Source organism: Pseudobutyrivibrio sp. AR14 (assembly GCF_900101325.1).
In the GTDB taxonomy this organism is placed as follows: domain Bacteria; phylum Bacillota; class Clostridia; order Lachnospirales; family Lachnospiraceae; genus Pseudobutyrivibrio.
The window spans coordinates 35,090-53,269 of the sequence record NZ_FMUY01000008.1 but is presented as its reverse complement, the minus strand read 5'-3'; the positions used below and the strand labels follow the sequence as shown (position 1 = coordinate 53,269).

14 protein-coding genes and 1 pseudogene are annotated in these 18,180 nt (G+C 40.2%); all 15 read left to right on the top strand.

Annotation, left to right across the window (positions count from 1 at the left end; genetic code table 11):
- Window positions 1-139: 139 nt before the first annotated feature.
- The 15 genes and pseudogenes from BLP50_RS08785 (at window position 140) to BLP50_RS08715 (ending at window position 18,017) form a co-directional block, all read left to right on the top strand.
- Window positions 140-1,504, top strand: a complete 1,365-nt coding sequence (locus BLP50_RS08785; protein WP_176753732.1) for an MATE family efflux transporter — start codon at window positions 140-142, stop codon at window positions 1,502-1,504.
- Window positions 1,505-1,646: 142 nt separating this feature from the next.
- Complete coding sequence (locus BLP50_RS08780) at window positions 1,647-2,672, top strand: ABC transporter substrate-binding protein (RefSeq protein ID WP_090153818.1); 1,026 nt, start codon at window positions 1,647-1,649, stop codon at window positions 2,670-2,672.
- A 74-nt stretch (window positions 2,673-2,746) separates the two neighbouring features.
- Complete coding sequence (locus tag BLP50_RS08775; protein WP_090153815.1) at window positions 2,747-3,676, top strand: ABC transporter permease; 930 nt, start codon at window positions 2,747-2,749, stop codon at window positions 3,674-3,676.
- Window positions 3,669-4,466, top strand: coding sequence for an ABC transporter ATP-binding protein (locus BLP50_RS08770; RefSeq protein WP_090153813.1), 798 nt, complete (start codon window positions 3,669-3,671; stop codon window positions 4,464-4,466). The genes BLP50_RS08775 and BLP50_RS08770 overlap by 8 nt, the downstream gene beginning before the upstream one ends.
- Window positions 4,467-4,702: 236 nt before the next feature.
- Window positions 4,703-6,742: pseudogene (gene ftsH / locus BLP50_RS14630) on the top strand (ATP-dependent zinc metalloprotease FtsH).
- Between the two features lie 3 nt (window positions 6,743-6,745).
- Entirely contained in the window at window positions 6,746-8,620 is a 1,875-nt protein-coding gene (uvrC, locus tag BLP50_RS08760) for an excinuclease ABC subunit UvrC (RefSeq protein ID WP_090153811.1), read from the top strand.
- A gap of 35 nt (window positions 8,621-8,655) precedes the next feature.
- Window positions 8,656-9,591: an HPr(Ser) kinase/phosphatase gene (hprK, locus tag BLP50_RS08755; RefSeq protein ID WP_090153809.1), complete on the top strand. Its 936-nt coding sequence runs from the start codon at window positions 8,656-8,658 to the stop codon at window positions 9,589-9,591.
- A 32-nt stretch (window positions 9,592-9,623) separates the two neighbouring features.
- Window positions 9,624-11,021 carry an aminopeptidase gene (locus BLP50_RS08750; RefSeq protein WP_090153807.1) on the top strand — a complete coding sequence of 466 codons (1,398 nt, stop codon included), beginning with the start codon at window positions 9,624-9,626 and terminating at the stop codon, window positions 11,019-11,021.
- Window positions 11,014-11,940 carry a UDP-N-acetylmuramate dehydrogenase gene (gene murB, locus BLP50_RS08745; protein ID WP_090153805.1) on the top strand — a complete coding sequence of 309 codons (927 nt, stop codon included), beginning with the start codon at window positions 11,014-11,016 and terminating at the stop codon, window positions 11,938-11,940. Before BLP50_RS08750 ends, murB begins: the two co-directional genes overlap by 8 nt.
- A complete protein-coding gene (rapZ, locus tag BLP50_RS08740) occupies window positions 11,937-12,809 on the top strand; it encodes an RNase adapter RapZ (protein ID WP_090153803.1) in 873 nt (290 codons plus the stop codon). The genes murB and rapZ overlap by 4 nt, the downstream gene beginning before the upstream one ends.
- A complete protein-coding gene (whiA, locus tag BLP50_RS08735) occupies window positions 12,810-13,655 on the top strand; it encodes a DNA-binding protein WhiA (protein ID WP_090153801.1) in 846 nt (281 codons plus the stop codon).
- Between the two features lie 37 nt (window positions 13,656-13,692).
- Window positions 13,693-13,941 carry an HPr family phosphocarrier protein gene (locus tag BLP50_RS08730; RefSeq protein WP_090153799.1) on the top strand — a complete coding sequence of 83 codons (249 nt, stop codon included), beginning with the start codon at window positions 13,693-13,695 and terminating at the stop codon, window positions 13,939-13,941.
- Window positions 13,942-13,961: 20 nt separating this feature from the next.
- Window positions 13,962-14,855 (top strand): diacylglycerol/lipid kinase family protein, encoded by an 894-nt coding sequence (locus tag BLP50_RS08725; protein WP_090153797.1) that lies wholly within the window; start codon window positions 13,962-13,964, stop codon window positions 14,853-14,855.
- A gap of 74 nt (window positions 14,856-14,929) precedes the next feature.
- A complete protein-coding gene (gene fba, locus BLP50_RS08720; RefSeq protein ID WP_090153795.1) occupies window positions 14,930-15,793 on the top strand; it encodes a class II fructose-1,6-bisphosphate aldolase in 864 nt (287 codons plus the stop codon).
- A gap of 103 nt (window positions 15,794-15,896) precedes the next feature.
- The gene (locus tag BLP50_RS08715; protein WP_090153793.1) at window positions 15,897-18,017 is read left to right on the top strand and encodes a glutamine synthetase III family protein; all 2,121 of its coding nucleotides are present in this window, start codon (window positions 15,897-15,899) and stop codon (window positions 18,015-18,017) included.
- Window positions 18,018-18,180 lie beyond the last annotated feature (163 nt).

The window sequence follows — 18,180 nt, the reverse complement described above, 5'->3', positions numbered from 1 at the left end:
TATTGACTTATTTCCCAGGACTTATGTCCTGGGATTTTTTTTATTCTATTATGATTAAAAATAAGTATTTTTTATTAGTAGATTGTTGTATTATGAGCATAAGAGGGTTAAATAATTATTAAAGGACAAGAGGAATATTATGGCAAGAACTTCAATTACTAAAATGACAGAGGGCAATCCACTATCTTTAATTCTTGGCTTTTCAATCCCTATGTTGGCTGGACTATTATTCCAGCAAATGTATAATCTGGTGGATACAATAATTGTAGGTCAGACCCTTGGCGATAGTGCGCTGGCAGCAGTTGGTTCTACAGGTTCAATCAACTTTTTAATTAATGGCTTTTGTATGGGTATGTGCTCTGGATTTGCCATACCTGTTGCACAGAGATTTGGTGCAGAGAGCTACGATTCAATGAGAAAGTTCGTTGGAAATTCAATAATACTTTCAGTTATTTTTTCAGCAGTAATTACTACAATAGTTAGTATTTATTGTTATCAGATACTGGCAATTATGAGGACTCCTGATGATATTATTGACTTAGCCTATTCTTATATTTCGATAATATTCTTTGGAATACCAGTCACCTTCCTTTATAATTTGACGGCGGGTATAATCAGATCTCTCGGTGATAGCAAAACACCCACATACTTTTTGATTATGGCTGCTGGTATCAATATAGTACTTGATATAGTTTTTATTATCGTATTAAAAACTAGTGTAAATGGCCCAGCTCTTGCTACTGTTATATCTCAATTAATAGCAGGTTTAAGCTGTGTCATATATATGAAGCTTAAATTTCCAATTTTAAAGATGAAAAAAACGGATTTAAAGCTTGGACCACATCATTGTAATGTACTTGTTACAATGGGCATTCCTTTTGGATTACAGTACTCTATTACTGCTATAGGCTCTGTAATTTTACAGACTGCAGTCAATGGACTGGGCACAATTGCGGTAGCCTCAATGACAGCCGGAGCCAAGGTATCTATGTTTGTAGTTTGCCCATTTGATGCACTGGGCGGAACAATGGCAACCTACGCAGGACAAAATGTTGGAGCTAAAAATATACCTAGAGTGAAAAAAGGTGTGTGGACAGCTCAGATGCTTGGTACAATTTATGCTGTATTTATCCTTATAGTATTATTTTTCGCTGGAAAATATTTGCTTAGGATGTTTACAGATACATCGGTTGTAATTGATCAGGCAAGGATGTTTTTGCTTGCTAATGCAGTTACATATACTTTGCTTGCAGCTGTTAACATATTTAGATTTGCAATACAGGGCATGGGATATTCTGGATTTGCTATCTATTCAGGTGTGATGGAGATGGTGGCAAGAATACTTGTGGCATTTACATTAGTACCAATGATTGGATACGCAGGAGCTATATGGGCGAGCCCTGTTGCTTGGTTATTTGCAGTATTCTTCCTCATTCCAGGATTCTATTCTTGCTGTAGAAAGCTTGAGTATAAATTCTGTGAGGAAAACTGCCATCATCTATAGAGTAGGACAGTTTTATAAATTATTAAAATCAAGAGCTTTACTGCGGGGTGAGGCTCTTTTTTACATTCTCTTTTAATTATTGACTTTAGCCATTAAAAGTGCTAAAGTGTTCACCATAAGCGAAAGAGGAGGAGAAAATATTATGAAGAAATTTCTCGGTTTAGTCACTGCATCAGTTTTGGCTTTTGGTTTAGTTGCATGCGGCACTGATTCAGCTAAGGAACGCACAGAGGCAAATACAGACAGTGCAGCTACAGAGGCTACAGCAGAGTCTACTGATGGTCAGACTTACAAAGTGGGAGTTATTCAGCTTGTACAGCATCCAGCACTTGATGCGGCTACTCAGGGCTTTGAGGATGCTCTTAAGGAAAAGCTTGGGGATAATGTAGAAGTCACAGTTGAGAATGCATCTGGTGATAATGCTACATGTGCTACTATCGCCAATACATTTGTTTCAGACAATGTAGATCTTATCATGGCAAATGCTACACCAGCACTTCAGGCTGCTCAGACAGCTACAAGTGATATCCCAATCGTAGCTACATCTATTACAGATTATGCTACAGCACTTGGAATTAGCGACTGGAAGGGTTCCACAGGAATCAATGTAACAGGTACTTCTGATTTAGCACCACTTGATGGTCAGGCACAGATGCTCAATGAGCTTTTCCCTGATGCTAAGGAAGTTGGAATTATCTATTGCTCAGGTGAGGACAACTCATTATATCAGGCAAACAAGATGACAGAGTACTTAGAGGGTTACGGCTACAATGTTAGCGCATATACATTCTCAGATTCTGCAGATGTATCTACAGTAGTTCAGACTGCCTGTGGTTCATCAGATGTTATCTATGTTCCAACTGATAACGTTGCTGCAAGCTGCGCAGAGACAATCAACAATGTAGCACTTTCAGCAGGTGTTCCAATTGTTGCAGGTGAAGAGGGTATCTGCAAGGGTTGTGGTATCGCTACACTTTCAATTCAATACTATGACATCGGATACGAAGCAGGTCTTATGGCATACGACATCTTAGTTAACGGCGCTGATCCAGCAACACTCGAGATTAAGTATGCAAGCGATTTTACTAAGGAATATAATCCAGTAATTGCTAAGACACTTAATATTGAGTTACCAGACGATTACGTAGCAATCGAGATGGAAGACTAAGAAGATATTTCTTCTACATAAAATATTAAAATGCGGGCAAGGTCATTAACTGACCTTGCTCTTTGGAGTTTAAAATGGGAATCGAAACATTAATAGCAGGAATGCCTGGTACCGTTGCACAGGGTATCATCTATGGAATAATGGCACTGGGTATTTTCATTACATTTAAATTATTGAATTTTGCTGATTTGTCAGTTGATGGCTCGTTTGCTACAGGTGGAGCTGTGGCAGCTATGGTTATCGTATCTGGAAAATCATGGGTATTGGCATTAGTACTTGCTTTTGTGGCAGGTGCATCAGCAGGTTTAATTACAGGTATCCTTCATACAGTGCTTGGTATACCTGATATTTTGGCAGGTATTTTAACACAGTTAGCTCTATATTCTATCAACCTTAGAATTGCTAACAACCAGCCAAATACACCTATTTCAGTTGATAAATATAATTTGGCAGTATCTCTTAGATATAAGGAAGATGCTCTTATTACAGTATTAATATTTGCGGTTATCATTATTGCAATTATGTACTGGTTCTTCGGTACAGAAGTAGGTTCAGCAATCCGTGCCACAGGTACTAATCCAGCTATGGCAAAGGCTCAGGGAATCAATGTTAATTTTATGAAGGCATTGGGCCTTGTTATCTCTAATGCAATTGTTGCCTTTGCAGGTGCTTTATTTGCTCAGTTTAATGGCAATGCTGATGTAAATATGGGCCGTGGCGCTATCGTTATTGGTCTTGCATCAATCATTATTGGTGATGTTCTTTGCAATGCATTATTTAGAAAGAAGAGAAACTTCATTTCTACTCTTTCATTTGTAGTATTTGGTGGTATTCTCTACTATCTGTTTATTGCGATTGTATTGTGGATGAAGATGCCAGCAAACGATATGAAGCTATTTACAGCTATAATTGTTGCTATTTTCCTTGCTGTTCCTTACCTTAAAAATAAGGCAAACAGCTCATTTAGAAAAGCTGCTAGGGAAGGAGGTAAGAACAATGCTTAATGCTATTAACTTACAGAAGACCTTTAACCCAGGCACAATCAATGAAAAGGTTGCATTGGCAGGCGCTACACTTCATCTTGAAGAGGGCGAGTTCTGCACAGTAATCGGAGGAAATGGAGCTGGTAAGTCTACATTTCTTAATGCGGTAGCAGGAGTTTGGCCAGTTGATGGCGGACAGATATTAATTGACGGTACAGATGTTACTGGTCTTCCAGAACATATGAGAGCAAAATATTTAGGTCGTGTATTCCAGGATCCTATGACAGGAACAGCTGCAAGCATGCAGATTGATGAGAATATGGCTCTCGCAGCAAGACGTGGCAAATCAAGAGGCTTAAGCTGGGGCGTTACTAAGTCTGAGCGTGTGAAATATCATGAGATGTTAAAGGAATTGGGACTTGGTCTTGAGGATAGACTTACAGCTAAGGTAGGCTTGTTATCAGGCGGACAGCGCCAGGCCCTTACACTTCTTATGGCTACAATTCAAAAGCCAAAGCTTTTACTTTTGGATGAGCATACAGCAGCCCTTGATCCAAAGACAGCAGCCAAGGTTCTTGAGATAACAGATATGCTTATCAAGGAGCACAATCTTACAGCTATGATGGTTACTCACAACATGCGTGATGCTATCAGATATGGTAACAGACTTATCATGATGAATGAGGGTAGAGTTATCCTTAACATCAGTGGTGAGGAGAAGAAGAAACTTACCATCGAAGACTTGCTTCACAAGTTTGAGGAAGTTTCAGGTGAAGAGTTCACTAACGACACTGAAATATTGTCTAAATAAAACAATATAAACATAGAGCAGCTTGTTATACTTTCAAGTCTAAGCGATTGTTTTTGTTCACTAAAATGTGGACTTGTAGCAACGCTTAGAGCTTGATTGTCACAAGCTGTTTTTTTATAAATTTTTAAAAAAGATTGTTTACCATTAATTTGTATTAAAAATTTATTAAAATCGACATTTTTACACCAATATATGATAAATTAGAATAGACGATTTTAGATAATACGGAGGCAGATGTGAACGATAATAATAACAACCAAAATGGTAATAATAAGAAGAATCATCAGCCATTTTATACATTGGGAATTCTAGTGCTTATAGCACTTTTCTTTACAAGTATGGTGTATAAAGGTGCTTCTTCTAGTTCTTCTCAAGAGATTAAATACTCAGAGTTTTTGAATTTAGTAGAAGAGGACAAGGTTGCTGAAGTCACATTTAAGGACGACTTAATTAATATTACCCTTAAAAAGGGAGAGACTTACGGACTCAGCGATAAAGATGCTGCTTTAATGCAACAGCTTTACGAGTCTACAGGCCAGACAGCTGTGACTAAGCTATACACAGCCTATGTTAGAGATGATGATCTTGTTCCACTTTTAAAGGAACACAAGGTAGAATTCGAGGGTACAGAGGCTGATTCTACAGCAGCTATTATTTACAATATCCTTTCATTCATTCTTCCACTTGTGCTTCTTTGGGTGGTACTTGGATTTTTAATGAGAAAGATGGGCGGAGGCCCTATGGGCGTTGGCAAGTCAAATGCCAAGCTCTACAACATGGAAAAGGCAACAGGCGTTACATTTAAGGATGTTGCCGGACAGGACGAGGCTAAGGAATCAGTGCAGGAGATGGTAGATTTCCTCCACAATCCTAAGAAATACACAGAGATTGGTGCGAAGTTACCAAAGGGAGCACTTCTTGTAGGCCCTCCTGGTACAGGTAAGACTCTTCTTGCAAAGGCAGTTGCTGGTGAGGCGGGAGTACCTTTCTTCTCCCTTGCAGGTTCTGATTTTGTGGAGATGTTCGTAGGTGTTGGTGCATCTAGAGTTCGTGATCTTTTTAAAGAGGCTCAAAAGGTTGCTCCTTGTATTGTATTTATTGATGAGATTGACGCCATCGGTAAGAGCAGAGATGCTCATTACGGCGGCGGTAATGACGAGCGTGAGCAGACACTTAATCAGCTTCTCTCAGAGATGGATGGTTTCGATTCAAACAAGGGTCTTTTGATTCTTGCAGCTACAAATAGACCAGAGGTACTTGATAAGGCACTTCTTCGCCCAGGACGTTTTGATAGACGTATTATTGTAGATAAGCCAGATTAGAAGGGACGTCTTGAAATCCTCAAGGTACATGCCAAGGATGTTAAGATGGATGAGTCGGTAGATTTAGATGCTATGGCCCTTGCTTCAGTTGGATTAGTAGGTTCAGATCTTGCTAATATCATAAATGAGGCAGCAATTTTAGCAGTTAAGGACAAGCGCAAATACGTTAATCAAAAGGATTTATTCGAAGCATTTGAGCTTGTTGCTGTAGGCGGTAAGGAAAAGAAAGACAGAGCTATGAGTGAGAAGGAACGAAAAATTGTTTCTTATCACGAGGTTGGACATGCACTTGTTTCTGCACTTCAAAAAGATGCAGAGCCAGTTCAAAAGATTACAATTGTACCACGTACAATGGGCGCCCTTGGTTATACACTTCAGACTCCTGAGGAGGAGAAGTTCCTTGAGACTAAGGACGAGCTTATAGCTAAGATTGTCACCTATATGGGTGGTCGTGCCGCAGAGGATATCAAGTTTGGCAGCTACACTTCAGGAGCAGCTAATGATATTGAGCAGGCTACTAAAATCGCCAGAGCGATGGTTACACGCTTTGGTATGTCAGAGAAATTTGGAATGATGGGACTTGCTACTGTTGAGAGCCAGTATCTTGATGGAAGAGCATCTCTTATTTGCGGCGATAATACAGCAGCCCAGATTGACGAGGAAGTTCTCAAGATGATTACTGATGCCTATTCCAAGGCAAAAGAGCTTCTTGCAGAAAATATGGAATGTCTCGACAAGATTTCTGAGTATCTCTTTGAGCACGAGACAATTACTGGTAAGGAATTCATGAAGATCTTTAGAGAGATTAAGGGATTGCCTGATCCAGAAGAGGAAAAGGATTCTTCTGAAACTGAAGATGATGAAAAGTCAGTTCCAGAAGAGACAAAAGAGTACAAGAGCATCTTTGATGACAATGATTCAAAAGATGATCATGATAGTATTTTTGATGAGTAATTTATGGTAACAGAAAAAGACCTTAGTAAACTCCCGGATCAACCGGGAGTTTATCTCATGCATGGACGAAATGATGAGATAATTTATGTAGGCAAGGCGCGTTCTCTTAAGAATAGAGTCCGCCAGTATTTTCAGCCTAGTCACGATGAGGGGCTCAAGAAAAAGCAGATGGTGGCAAATATAGACTATTTCGAGTTTATTGTTACAGATTCTGAGCTTGAGGCCCTTATTTTAGAATGCAATCTAATAAAAGAGTACAGGCCGAAATACAATACCATGCTTCGAGACGACAAGACATATCCTTACATCGAAGTCACACTTACAGAGGACTACCCAAGGGTGCTCTTTTCTCGTCGTATGAAAAAGAATGGCAGCAAGTTCTTTGGCCCATTCACTTCTGCAGGGGCGGTACATGATACAGTTGAGCTTGTTCAAAAGCTCTATAAAATTCGCACATGTAACAAGAAATTTCCTGAGAGTTTTGGCAAGGGAAGACCTTGTCTTAACTACCATATTGGCCAGTGCCTTGGAGTTTGTCAGGGCAATGTTTCAAAAGAGGAATATGGTAAAAACGTAGAAAAAGTAATCCAATTTTTAGACGGTGATTACAACGACACTCTAAAAGATTTACAAGAAAAAATGCTTGCGGCTTCTGAGGAGATGGACTTTGAAAAGGCGGCAATCTACAGAGATTTGATTGAGTCTGTAGAGGCCTGTGCTGGAAGACAAAAGGCAACCCAACTGGATGGAGAGGATAGAGATATTATTGCGATGGCAAGGACTGCAGAAGATGCAGTTGTTCAGGTTTTCTTTATCCGTGGCGGCAAGATGATTGGCAGGGAGCATTTCTTTATAAATGTTCGCGTGGATGACAAAAAAGAAGATTTGCTGGAGTATTTCATAAAGGATTATTACACTGGCACTCCATTTATCCCAAGAGAGATTTTTGTACAGTTCGAGATGGATGAAGTGGAGCTTTTGGAAAAATGGCTTACAGACAAAAAAGGTTCTAGGGTTTACATCAGGACGCCTAAGCGAGGAGACAAGGAAAAGCTTGTGGAACTTGCGGCAAAAAATGCCCAGATGGTTTTAGATCAGGATAGAGAGAAAATCAAAAAGGAAGAGGGCAGAACTATTGGAGCTATGAAGGAAATAGCAGAGTTTCTGGGGCTTCCAGGTGCCAGCCGTATGGAGGCTTATGATATTTCAAATATTTCTGGTTTTCAATCAGTAGGATCAATGGTGGTATTTGAAAAGGGCAAGCCTAAGCGTTCAGATTACCGCAAATTCAAGATTAAAACCGTAGAGGGGCCAAATGATTATGCTTCTATGTATGAGGTGCTTACAAGGCGTTTTTCTCATGGTATCGAGGAGCTAGAAGCCAATGGAGGAGTCATTGAGGATAGCTTTACTAAATTCCCAGACATTATCATGATGGACGGTGGCAAGGGCCAGGTGCATATTGCTAAGCAGGTATTGTCGGAGCTAGGACTTCATATTCCAGTAGCTGGTATGGTAAAGGATGATCATCATAGGACCAGGGGATTATACTTTAATGATGTGGAGCTTCCAATAGATACCCACTCAGAAGGATTCAAATTGATTACAAGACTTCAGGATGAGGCCCATAGATTTGCTATTGAATATCATCGTAGCCTTAGAAGCAAGGGACAGGTTCACAGTTTCCTTGATGATATCGATGGAATTGGTCCGAAGAGAAGGAAAGCACTTATGAAAAAATACGTCTCAGCAGAAAAGATGGCACAGGCTACTATTGAGGATTTAATGGAGACGGAAGCTATGTCAAAAGAGGCTGCAGAGAATGTATACAATTACTTTCACCCTGTTAATTCTAAGGGAAATGATATACAATTTTAATAGTGATTTTATAGTATAATGTGGGAGGAATTTCTATGGCAAATACAAAATATGTTACTGTTGCAACTGTGCAGGAGAGATTTAATCTTATTAACTATACACCTGAGCTCAATCTAGAAGATATTCATGTAACTGTTGCTGATGTCAACAGACCAGCTCTTCAGCTCCATGGATTCTATGAGCATTTCGAGCCAAAGCGTATCCAGGTTATCGGAAACGTTGAGGTTGCATATATCGCTAAGAAGACAGATGTAGAAAAGGCAGAGAGTTTTAGAAAGCTTTTCTCTTATGATATTCCATGTATTATTTTCTGCCGTGGTGAGAAGCCAGGAGATGTTTTACTTGAGGAAGCAGTTAAGGCTAACGTTCCAATTCTTGGAACAGAGCGAGCTACATCTGAGTTTATGTCAGCTTTGATTTTCTCCCTTAATAAGGATTTTGCTCCATACACTACAATTCATGGCGTACTTGTAGATGTATATGGTGAGGGACTTCTTATTACTGGTGAGTCTGGAATTGGTAAGTCAGAGGCAGCATTGGAGCTTATCCGAAGAGGCCACAGACTTGTTTCAGATGATGTAGTTGAGATTCGTCGTCCTAATAACGAGAGACTATATGGTAGAGCACCATCTATCACTCAGTATCTTATCGAGCTTAGAGGTATTGGTATTATCGATGTTAAGTCACTCTATGGTGTTGAGGCAGTTAAGGATGAGCAGCGTATTGATCTTGTTATCAAGCTTGAGGATTGGACAAAAGAAAAGGAATACGACCGTCTAGGTATGACAGACGAGTACATGAATATTCTTGGCATTGATGTAACATGCCACTCTCTTCCAATTAGACCAGGTCGAAATCTGGCTATTATTTGTGAGACAGCAGCAGTTAACCATCGTCAGAAGAAGATGGGTTACAATGCAGCAGAGGAGCTTTATCGTAGAGTACAGGACAATCTAGACGAGAATAAATAAAGCTTAAGTTATAGAATTAGGAGTTATAAATAATGGAACGTAAAAATGCATGGCAAAAATATACCTCAGAGAAAGATAAGAAAAAGGTATTTAAGTTTGCTGATGATTATAGAAAATTCTTATCAGAATGTAAGACAGAGAGAGAATGCGTAAGCTTTTTCATTGAGAAAGCTGAGAAAGCAGGCTATAAGAATCTTGATAAGATTATAAAAGAAGGCAAGAAGCTCAAAGCTGGTGACAGAGTATATACAGCTAACAAGGGCAAGGAGATTATTTTATTTAATATTGGTACAGAGTCACTTGAAAATGGTATCAATATTCTTGGAGCTCACATCGACAGCCCACGTATGGATTTAAAACAGAATCCAGTTTTTGAAGACAGCGATTTAGCTATTTTAGATACACACTATTATGGTGGAATCAAGAAATATCAGTGGGTAACTATTCCACTTGCACTTCATGGTGTAATGATTAAGAAAAATGGTGAGTCTGTTACAGTAAATATTGGCGAAGACCCATCTGATCCAGTATTTGGTATTTCTGATTTGCTTATCCATCTTGCAGCAGACCAGATGGATAAAAAGGGAGCCAAGGTTATAGAGGGCGAGGACTTAAATGTCATCGTTGGAAGTATTCCTGAGTTCTCAAAGAGCGGTAAGAAAGAAAAGGAAGCTGTTAAGGCAAATGTGTTAAAGCTTCTCAAGGACAAGTACGGCATTGAGGAAGAAGACTTCATCTCAGCAGAGATTGAGGTAGTTCCAGCTGGTCCAGCTAGAGATTTTGGATTTGACCGTTCTATGATTTTGGGATATGGCCATGACGATAGAGTTTGTGCATACCCTTCATTTATGGCATTAGTAAATTGCAAAGAGCAGCTTAAGAAGACAGCTTGTGCAATCCTAGTGGACAAGGAAGAAATCGGCTCAGTAGGTGCTACAGGTATGGAATCAAGATTCTTTGAGAACACTGTGGCAGAACTTTTCAATTGCTTAGGTGACTATTCTGAGCTCAAGCTTCGCAGAGCTCTTACAAATTGCAAGGTTCTTTCATCAGATGTATCAGCAGCATTTGATCCTACTTACGCTTCAGCATTTGAGAAGAACAACTCTGCATATCTTGGACGAGGTCTTGTATTTAACAAGTACACTGGTGCAAGAGGCAAGGGTGGCTCAAACGATGCTTCAGCTGAATACGTTGGCGAGATTCGCGGCATCATGGAAAAGGAAAACGTATTCTGGCAGACAGCAGAGCTTGGCAAGGTAGACCAGGGTGGCGGCGGAACAATCGCCTACATCATGGGCAATTATAACATGCAGGTAATTGACTCAGGAGTTGCTGTGCTTTCAATGCACGCTCCATGTGAGATTATCTCAAAAGTAGATTTATACGAGGCATTATTAGGTTACGAGGCATTTATTAAACATGCTTAATAAGAACTATAAAGAATTAGCAGAAGATTTAAATACAAAATTTCCAGAGGCATTAGTCCTTGTGGATGAACCAATGAAGGGGCATACCACTTTTAGGATTGGTGGTCCGGCAGATATTTATATTGAGCCAGACTATGCATCCATTATCCCTTTGATTAAGTACCTTAAGGAGCAGGATGTTCAGTTCATGGTCATTGGCAATGGCAGCAACCTTCTTGTATCTGATGAGGGAATTGACGGTGTAGTGATTTCCTTAGGCAAGAATTCAGATGCTATCACAATCAGTGGAGACACTATGGTTGTGGAGGCAGGTGCAATGCTTTCTTCGGTTGCCAATGCAGCTGCAAATGAAGGTCTTACAGGCTTAGAATTTGCATCCGGCATACCAGGTTCCATTGGTGGTGCTGTATATATGAACGCAGGTGCCTACGGTGGAGAGATGAAGGATATAATAGAGTCAGTGCTTATTCTCACAGACGATTTAGAGACTAAGGTAATGACACCAGATGATTTACACATGTCCTATCGCCATTCTTCTTTAATGGAAGATGGAGGTTATGTTCTTTCAGCGGTGATTAAGCTTGATAAAGGTGACGAAGAGGAGATTAAGGCCAGAATCGACGACATCAGACAGCAGCGTATTTCTAAGCAGCCTCTTAATTTCCCAAGCGCAGGTTCTACTTTTAAGAGACCTGAAGGATATTTTGCAGGCAAATTAATAGATGATACAGGCCTTAGAGGCTATAGCGTTGGAGACGCTCAGGTTTCTGAGAAGCACTGTGGATTTGTAGTTAATAAAGGAAATGCTAAGGCAGCAGATGTACTACAATTGATGAAGGATGTAGACGCAAAAGTTTTTGATAAATTTGGCGTTCACCTTTCACCAGAGGTAAGAATAGTTGGGAGGAACATCCATTGAAGCTACTTATTTTGACAGGAATGTCTGGAGCAGGTAAAAATACAGCTTTCAAAATGCTTGAGGATATGGGCTATTATTGCGTGGATAATTTGCCTATACAATTACTTAAGTCAGTGGTGGAATTGGCTGAAAATGGTACCTTCGACAAGAAAATTGTAGTTGGAATAGATGTGCGAGGCGGCAACGCTGTAAAGCTTTTACCAGATATATTGCAAGAATTGGACAATGATCAGCGTCAATATTCGATACTGTTTTTAGATGCTGAGGACGATGTACTTGTTAAAAGATACAAGGAAACACGTAGAAATCATCCTCTTTCTGGCAAGGAGCGCATCATGGCTGGTATCCAGGAAGAGCGAGAGTCTATCGGATTCCTAAGGGACGAGGCTGATTATGTAATAGACACTACTCATCTTCTTACAAGAGAACTGAAGGAAGAGCTTGAAAAGATTTTTGTTGAGGATGCAGATTACAAGAGCTTATTCGTAACAATCGTGTCATTTGGTTTTAAATATGGTATCCCAGAGGATGCGGATTTGGTTTTTGATGTTAGATTTTTACCAAATCCATATTATGATACTGACTTGAGACCTTTTACCGGCAACGACCAGCCCATTAAGGATTTTGTTTTAAAATATGATGAGGCTCAGACATTTTTAGCTAAGACTACTGACTTGATAAAGTTTCTCATTCCTAATTATATTAAGGAAGGAAAAAATCAGCTTGTCATTGCGGTTGGCTGTACTGGCGGCAAGCATCGTTCAGTATGTTTGGCTGACGAGATTTTCGAGGCACTTAACAATGATGAGTCTTACGGACTTAAAATAGAGCATCGTGATATAGGAAAAGATGCATTGAGAGGAAAATAATTGTCATTTTCAAAGAAAGTTAAAGAAGAGCTTTTTAAAGTAATCCCTAAGAGCAGACACTGCATGGTTGCAGAGCTCGCGGGGATTATAACATTGCATGGAATTGATTCATTAGAACATGATTCAAATGATGTATTAAATAGAAAGGTCTTTACTTTATTAAATAAAACACTTAATATAGGGAAAGATGTCACAGCATTTAATGGGGATGTCTTATTTGAGACTCGTAAAATGCTCAAGCTATCAGATGATAATACATCGGTAGATGAATTAGTATTGCAGCAGCCTTGTTGCAAGCGAGCATTTATACGTGGCGCTTTTTTAGCGGCTGGCTCAATCACAGATCCTAACAAGGGATATCATTTCGAGATTGTATGCTTTAATGATAAACAGGCTGATTTAATTATTAGAGCAATGAGTGCTTTTGATGTAGAAGCTAAGCAAGTAGAGCGAAATGGTAAGATTGTTGTTTACCTTAAGGAGGGAGCTCAGATAGTTGAGGCTCTTCGTATAATGGAGGCAGCACACTCTGTAATGGAGCTGGAGAACATCCGTATAGTTAAAGAAGTTCGTGGCACAATAAACCGCAAGGTTAACTGCGAGACTGCTAATATCAGCAAGACTGTTAGTGCGGCAGTTCGTCAAATCGAGGACATCAAGCTTATAGATGAGAAGCTTGGCCTTGATACATTGCCTGTCCAATTACAGGAAATAGCCCAAATTAGACTCGATTATCCGGACACACCTTTGGGAGATTTAGGTCAATATCTAGACCCACCAATTGGCAAATCAGGAGTTAATCACAGGTTAAAAAAGCTGGCAGCTATAGCTAGGGAGTTGAGGTAGCCAGTAGAGGTTTTATTTAGTTATTCAGGAGGACGTCATGCAAAAAGAAGTTACTATCCAGATGTCGAATTCGATGGAAGCAACACCTATCGCACATTTGGTGCAGCTTGCGAATCAGTTTACCAGCTCAATCTATTTCGAGATGGATGAAAAGAAAGTTAACGCAAAGAGTATCATGGGAATGATGAGTTTAGTTTTATCATCAGGCTCTAGAGTTGTAATTGATGCAGCGGGAGATGATGAGGAAAAGGCAGTAGAGGAGCTCTCAGAATTCCTTACAAAATAAACTTATTTAGGTAGAGGCTTATGTCAAAGAGATTATTATTTATTATTAATCCCCGTTCAGGTAAGGGGCAAATAAAAGCACATCTTGCGGACATCCTCGATATTATGATTAAGGCAGGTTTCGAAGTCAGTGTTCATATTACACAGGCTGGAGGCGATGCTACAAAGCAGACAATAGAGCAGGCAGAGAATTTTGACAGAATCGTTTGTTCCGGTGGTGATGGTACCTTGGACGAGGTCGTAACAGGTATGATGACCCTAGAGCCATCTAAGAGAAAGCCTATTGGATATATTCCGGCTGGTTCTACAAATGATTTTGGAAATTCTCTGGGCATAGATAAGAACATGTTAAATGCAGCCCAGATTAGTGTATCTGATCACCTATTTTCTTGTGATATAGGTCGATTTAATTCAGATTCATTTGTTTATGTGGCTGCATTTGGTATCTTTACAGAAGTATCCTATGCTACCTCTCAGGACATGAAAAATATTCTTGGACACGCTGCTTATATCATAGAGGGTGCTAAACAGTTGCGTGATATTCCATCATTCAGAATGCAGGTGGAGCATGACGGCAACGTAGTTTATGATGAATTTATTTACGGAATGATTACTAATTCCAAATCAGTAGGTGGTTTCCAGGGTATTATCAGAGGCGATATAGGCCTCAACGATGGAGTATTCGAGGTCACTCTTATTAAGATGCCTAGAAATCCAATCGAACTCAACGAGATTCTTGGCTTTATGACAGGCATTATACCTGATTCAGATATGGTTTACTCATTCCAGACTAGTGATATAAAATTCACCTCTGCAGAGGAAGTCCCTTGGACTTTAGATGGAGAATATGGTGGAAGTCACAAGTCAGTAGAAGTATCGGATGAGCAAAGTGCCCTACAAATAGCTATTGAATAGACTTTATCGTTATGTTAAAATTTGCGTTAGATGGGGTCAAATGACCCAAATAACGTTTTTATGGAGGAATAATTATGTTAGTTTCTGCAAAAGAAATGCTTGATAAGGCAAAAGCAGGCCACTATGCAGTTGGTCAGTTTAACATCAACAACCTTGAGTGGACAAAGGCCATTCTTCTTACAGCTCAGGAGCTCAATTCACCTGTAATCCTTGGTGTTTCTGAGGGCGCTGGTAAGTACATGACTGGCTTCAAGACAGTAGCTGCTATGGTTAAGGCTATGGATGAGGAGCTTGGTATTACAGTTCCTGTAGCACTTCACCTTGATCACGGTTCATACGAAGGATGCTACAAGTGCATTAAGGCTGGTTTCACATCAATCATGTTTGATGGTTCACACTATCCATTCGAGGAGAACCTTGCTAAGTCTACAGAGCTCGTTAACGTAGCTCACGGTCTTGGTCTTTCTATCGAGTGCGAAGTTGGTTCAATCGGTGGTGAGGAAGACGGCGTCGTAGGTATGGGCGAGTGTGCTGATCCTAACGAGTGCAAGACAATCGCTGACCTTGGCGTTGATATGCTTGCAGCTGGTATTGGTAACATCCACGGTAAGTACCCAGAGAATTGGCAGGGACTTTCATTTGAGACACTTGATGCTATCCAGCAGAAGACAGGTGCTATGCCACTCGTTCTTCACGGTGGTACAGGTATCCCTTCTGATATGATTAAGAAGGCTATCGAGCTTGGCGTTTCAAAGATCAACGTTAATACAGAGTGCCAGCTTTCATTTGCTGATGCTACACGTAAGTACATCGAGGCTGGTAAGGACCTTGAGGGTAAGGGCTTCGATCCACGTAAGCTTTTAGCTCCTGGTACAGATGCTATCAAGGCAACAGTTAAGGAAAAGATGGAGCTTTTCGGTTCAGTTGGAAAGGCTTAATTTATCATGATGTAATAGCTCTTACATGAGCTTTTAGAATAGACAATCGGTGCATTTTACTGATTGTCTATTTCTATATAATGTTTGAAAGGATTACAAATTAATGGAAGAATTTTTTAATGTGGCAGACATCTTTGGCGAGAATGTTTTTAACGATTCTGTTATGCAGGAGCGTCTCCCAAAGAAGACCTATCAGAAACTGAAGCAGACAATTTCTGAGGGTAAGGAGCTAGATTTAGAGACAGCAGATGTTATTGCTCACGAGATGAAAGAATGGGCAATTGAAAAGGGAGCAACTCATTATACTCACTGGTTCCAGCCACTTACTGGTATAACAGCTGAAAAGCATGATTCCTTCATTTCAGCCCCACTTCCTAGCGGCAAAGTTTTAATGAGCTTTTCTGGTAAGGAATTGATTAAGGGCGAGCCAGATGCATCTTCTTTCCCTTCAGGTGGCCTTAGAGCTACATTTGAGGCAAGAGGCTATACAGCTTGGGATCCTACTTCTCCTGCATTTGTTAGACAGGATGCAGCAGGTGCAACGCTTTGCATTCCTACAGCTTTCTGTTCATATACAGGCGAGGCTTTGGATCAGAAGACTCCACTTCTTCGTTCTATGGAAGTTGTTTCAGAGCAGGCTGTTAGATTGCTTAGATTATTTGGAAATACTACATCAAAACGAGTTATTCCTTCAGTCGGCGCAGAGCAGGAGTATTTCCTTATTGATCGTGAGATGTATCTTGCTAGAAAAGATTTGATGTATACAGGTCGTACTCTCTTTGGAGCTATGCCACCAAAGGGACAGGAAATGGATGATCATTATTTCGGTACAATTCCAGAGCGTATAGAGGCTTATATGCGCGATGTAAATATAGAGCTTTGGAAGCTTGGAGTATCATCAAAGACACAGCACAATGAGGTTGCACCAGCTCAGCACGAGCTTGCTCCTATTTATGCACAGTGCAATGTTGCAGTTGATCACAACCAGATTATTATGGAGACTCTTCGTAAGGTGGCTAATCGCCATGGACTTCAGTGTCTACTTCACGAGAAGCCATTTGATGGTGTCAATGGTTCTGGTAAGCATGACAACTGGTCACTTGTAACAGATGATGGTATCAATCTATTTGAGCCAGGTAAGTCACCACATGAGAATGTTCAGTTCTTACTTATTCTTTGCCTTGTACTTAAGGCAGTAGATAAGCATGCAGATCTTCTTAGAGAGTCTGCTTCAGATGTAGGAAATGATCACAGATTAGGTGGTAACGAAGCACCTCCAGCTATCATATCTGTATATCTTGGAGAGCAGCTTGAGGATGTATTGACTCAGCTTATCTCAACAGGTACAGCTACAAAATCTAAAAAGGGCGAAAAGCTTGCTACAGGTGTTAAGACTCTTCCTGATTTCAGAAAGGATGCAACAGATCGTAACCGTACATCACCATTTGCATTCACTGGAAACAAATTCGAGTTCAGAATGCCAGGATCTCAGGATTCAGTTGGTGAGCCTAATGTAGTTTTAAATACAATCATGGCAGAGGCACTTTGTGAGGCATGTGATGAGCTTGAAAAAGCTAAGGATTTCGACAGTGCAGTTCATGACATGATAAAGAAGCTTGCTACAGAGCACCAGCGCATCGTATTTAGCGGTAATGGATATGCAGACGAGTGGATTAAGGAAGCTAAGAAGAGAGGTCTTCCAAGCATTAATTCTCTTGTAGAGGCTATTCCAGCTCTTACAACAGAGGCTACAGTATCTATGTTTGAGAAGTTTAAGGTATTCTCTAAGGTAGAGCTTGAGTCACGTGCAGAGATTGAGTATGAGCAGTATATTAAGTCAATCAATATTGAGGCTCGTACAATGATAGATATGGCTTCAAAGCAGATTATTCCAGCTGTAATTAGCTATGCTACAGAGCTTGGACTTTCTATTAGCACAATTGCAGATGCATGCCCTGAGGCTGATGTAAGCACTCAGAAGGAGCTTCTTATCAAGGTATCTAATTACCTTCGTGAAGCTAAGGATGCACTTGTTAATCTCCGTGAGACTAATGAGAAGGCATACACAATGAAGGCAGATAGCTGCAAGAAGGCTAACTTCTATCATGATAAAGTTGTTAAGGCTATGGAAGAGCTTCGTGCTCCTGTAGATGCACTTGAGATGATTGTGGATAAGGAATCATGGCCAATGCCAAGCTACGGCGATATGATTTTTGAAGTTTAATTAATAATAACATTGGAAATCTGGAAATCCCCCTAGTTACACTCTCAAGCCTTTGATATTCCTTCCGGTCACTAACACGTGACCTGCTGGAACACAAAGAGCTTGATAGCTACTAGGGGGATTTATTTATGATAATACTACAAAAAAAAGCCCTTAGTTACAC

Coding starts and splice junctions, on each gene's coding strand:
- hprK (WP_090153809.1), top strand. CDS start 8,656: ATGGCAAATACAAAATATGTTACTGTTGCAACTGTGCAGGAGAGATTT.
- BLP50_RS08780 (WP_090153818.1), top strand. CDS start 1,647: ATGAAGAAATTTCTCGGTTTAGTCACTGCATCAGTTTTGGCTTTTGGT.
- BLP50_RS08730 (WP_090153799.1), top strand. CDS start 13,693: ATGCAAAAAGAAGTTACTATCCAGATGTCGAATTCGATGGAAGCAACA.
- murB (WP_090153805.1), top strand. CDS start 11,014: ATGCTTAATAAGAACTATAAAGAATTAGCAGAAGATTTAAATACAAAA.
- fba (WP_090153795.1), top strand. CDS start 14,930: ATGTTAGTTTCTGCAAAAGAAATGCTTGATAAGGCAAAAGCAGGCCAC.
- BLP50_RS08775 (WP_090153815.1), top strand. CDS start 2,747: ATGGGAATCGAAACATTAATAGCAGGAATGCCTGGTACCGTTGCACAG.
- BLP50_RS08715 (WP_090153793.1), top strand. CDS start 15,897: ATGGAAGAATTTTTTAATGTGGCAGACATCTTTGGCGAGAATGTTTTT.
- BLP50_RS08785 (WP_176753732.1), top strand. CDS start 140: ATGGCAAGAACTTCAATTACTAAAATGACAGAGGGCAATCCACTATCT.
- BLP50_RS08770 (WP_090153813.1), top strand. CDS start 3,669: ATGCTTAATGCTATTAACTTACAGAAGACCTTTAACCCAGGCACAATC.
- BLP50_RS08750 (WP_090153807.1), top strand. CDS start 9,624: ATGGAACGTAAAAATGCATGGCAAAAATATACCTCAGAGAAAGATAAG.
- uvrC (WP_090153811.1), top strand. CDS start 6,746: ATGGTAACAGAAAAAGACCTTAGTAAACTCCCGGATCAACCGGGAGTT.
- BLP50_RS08725 (WP_090153797.1), top strand. CDS start 13,962: ATGTCAAAGAGATTATTATTTATTATTAATCCCCGTTCAGGTAAGGGG.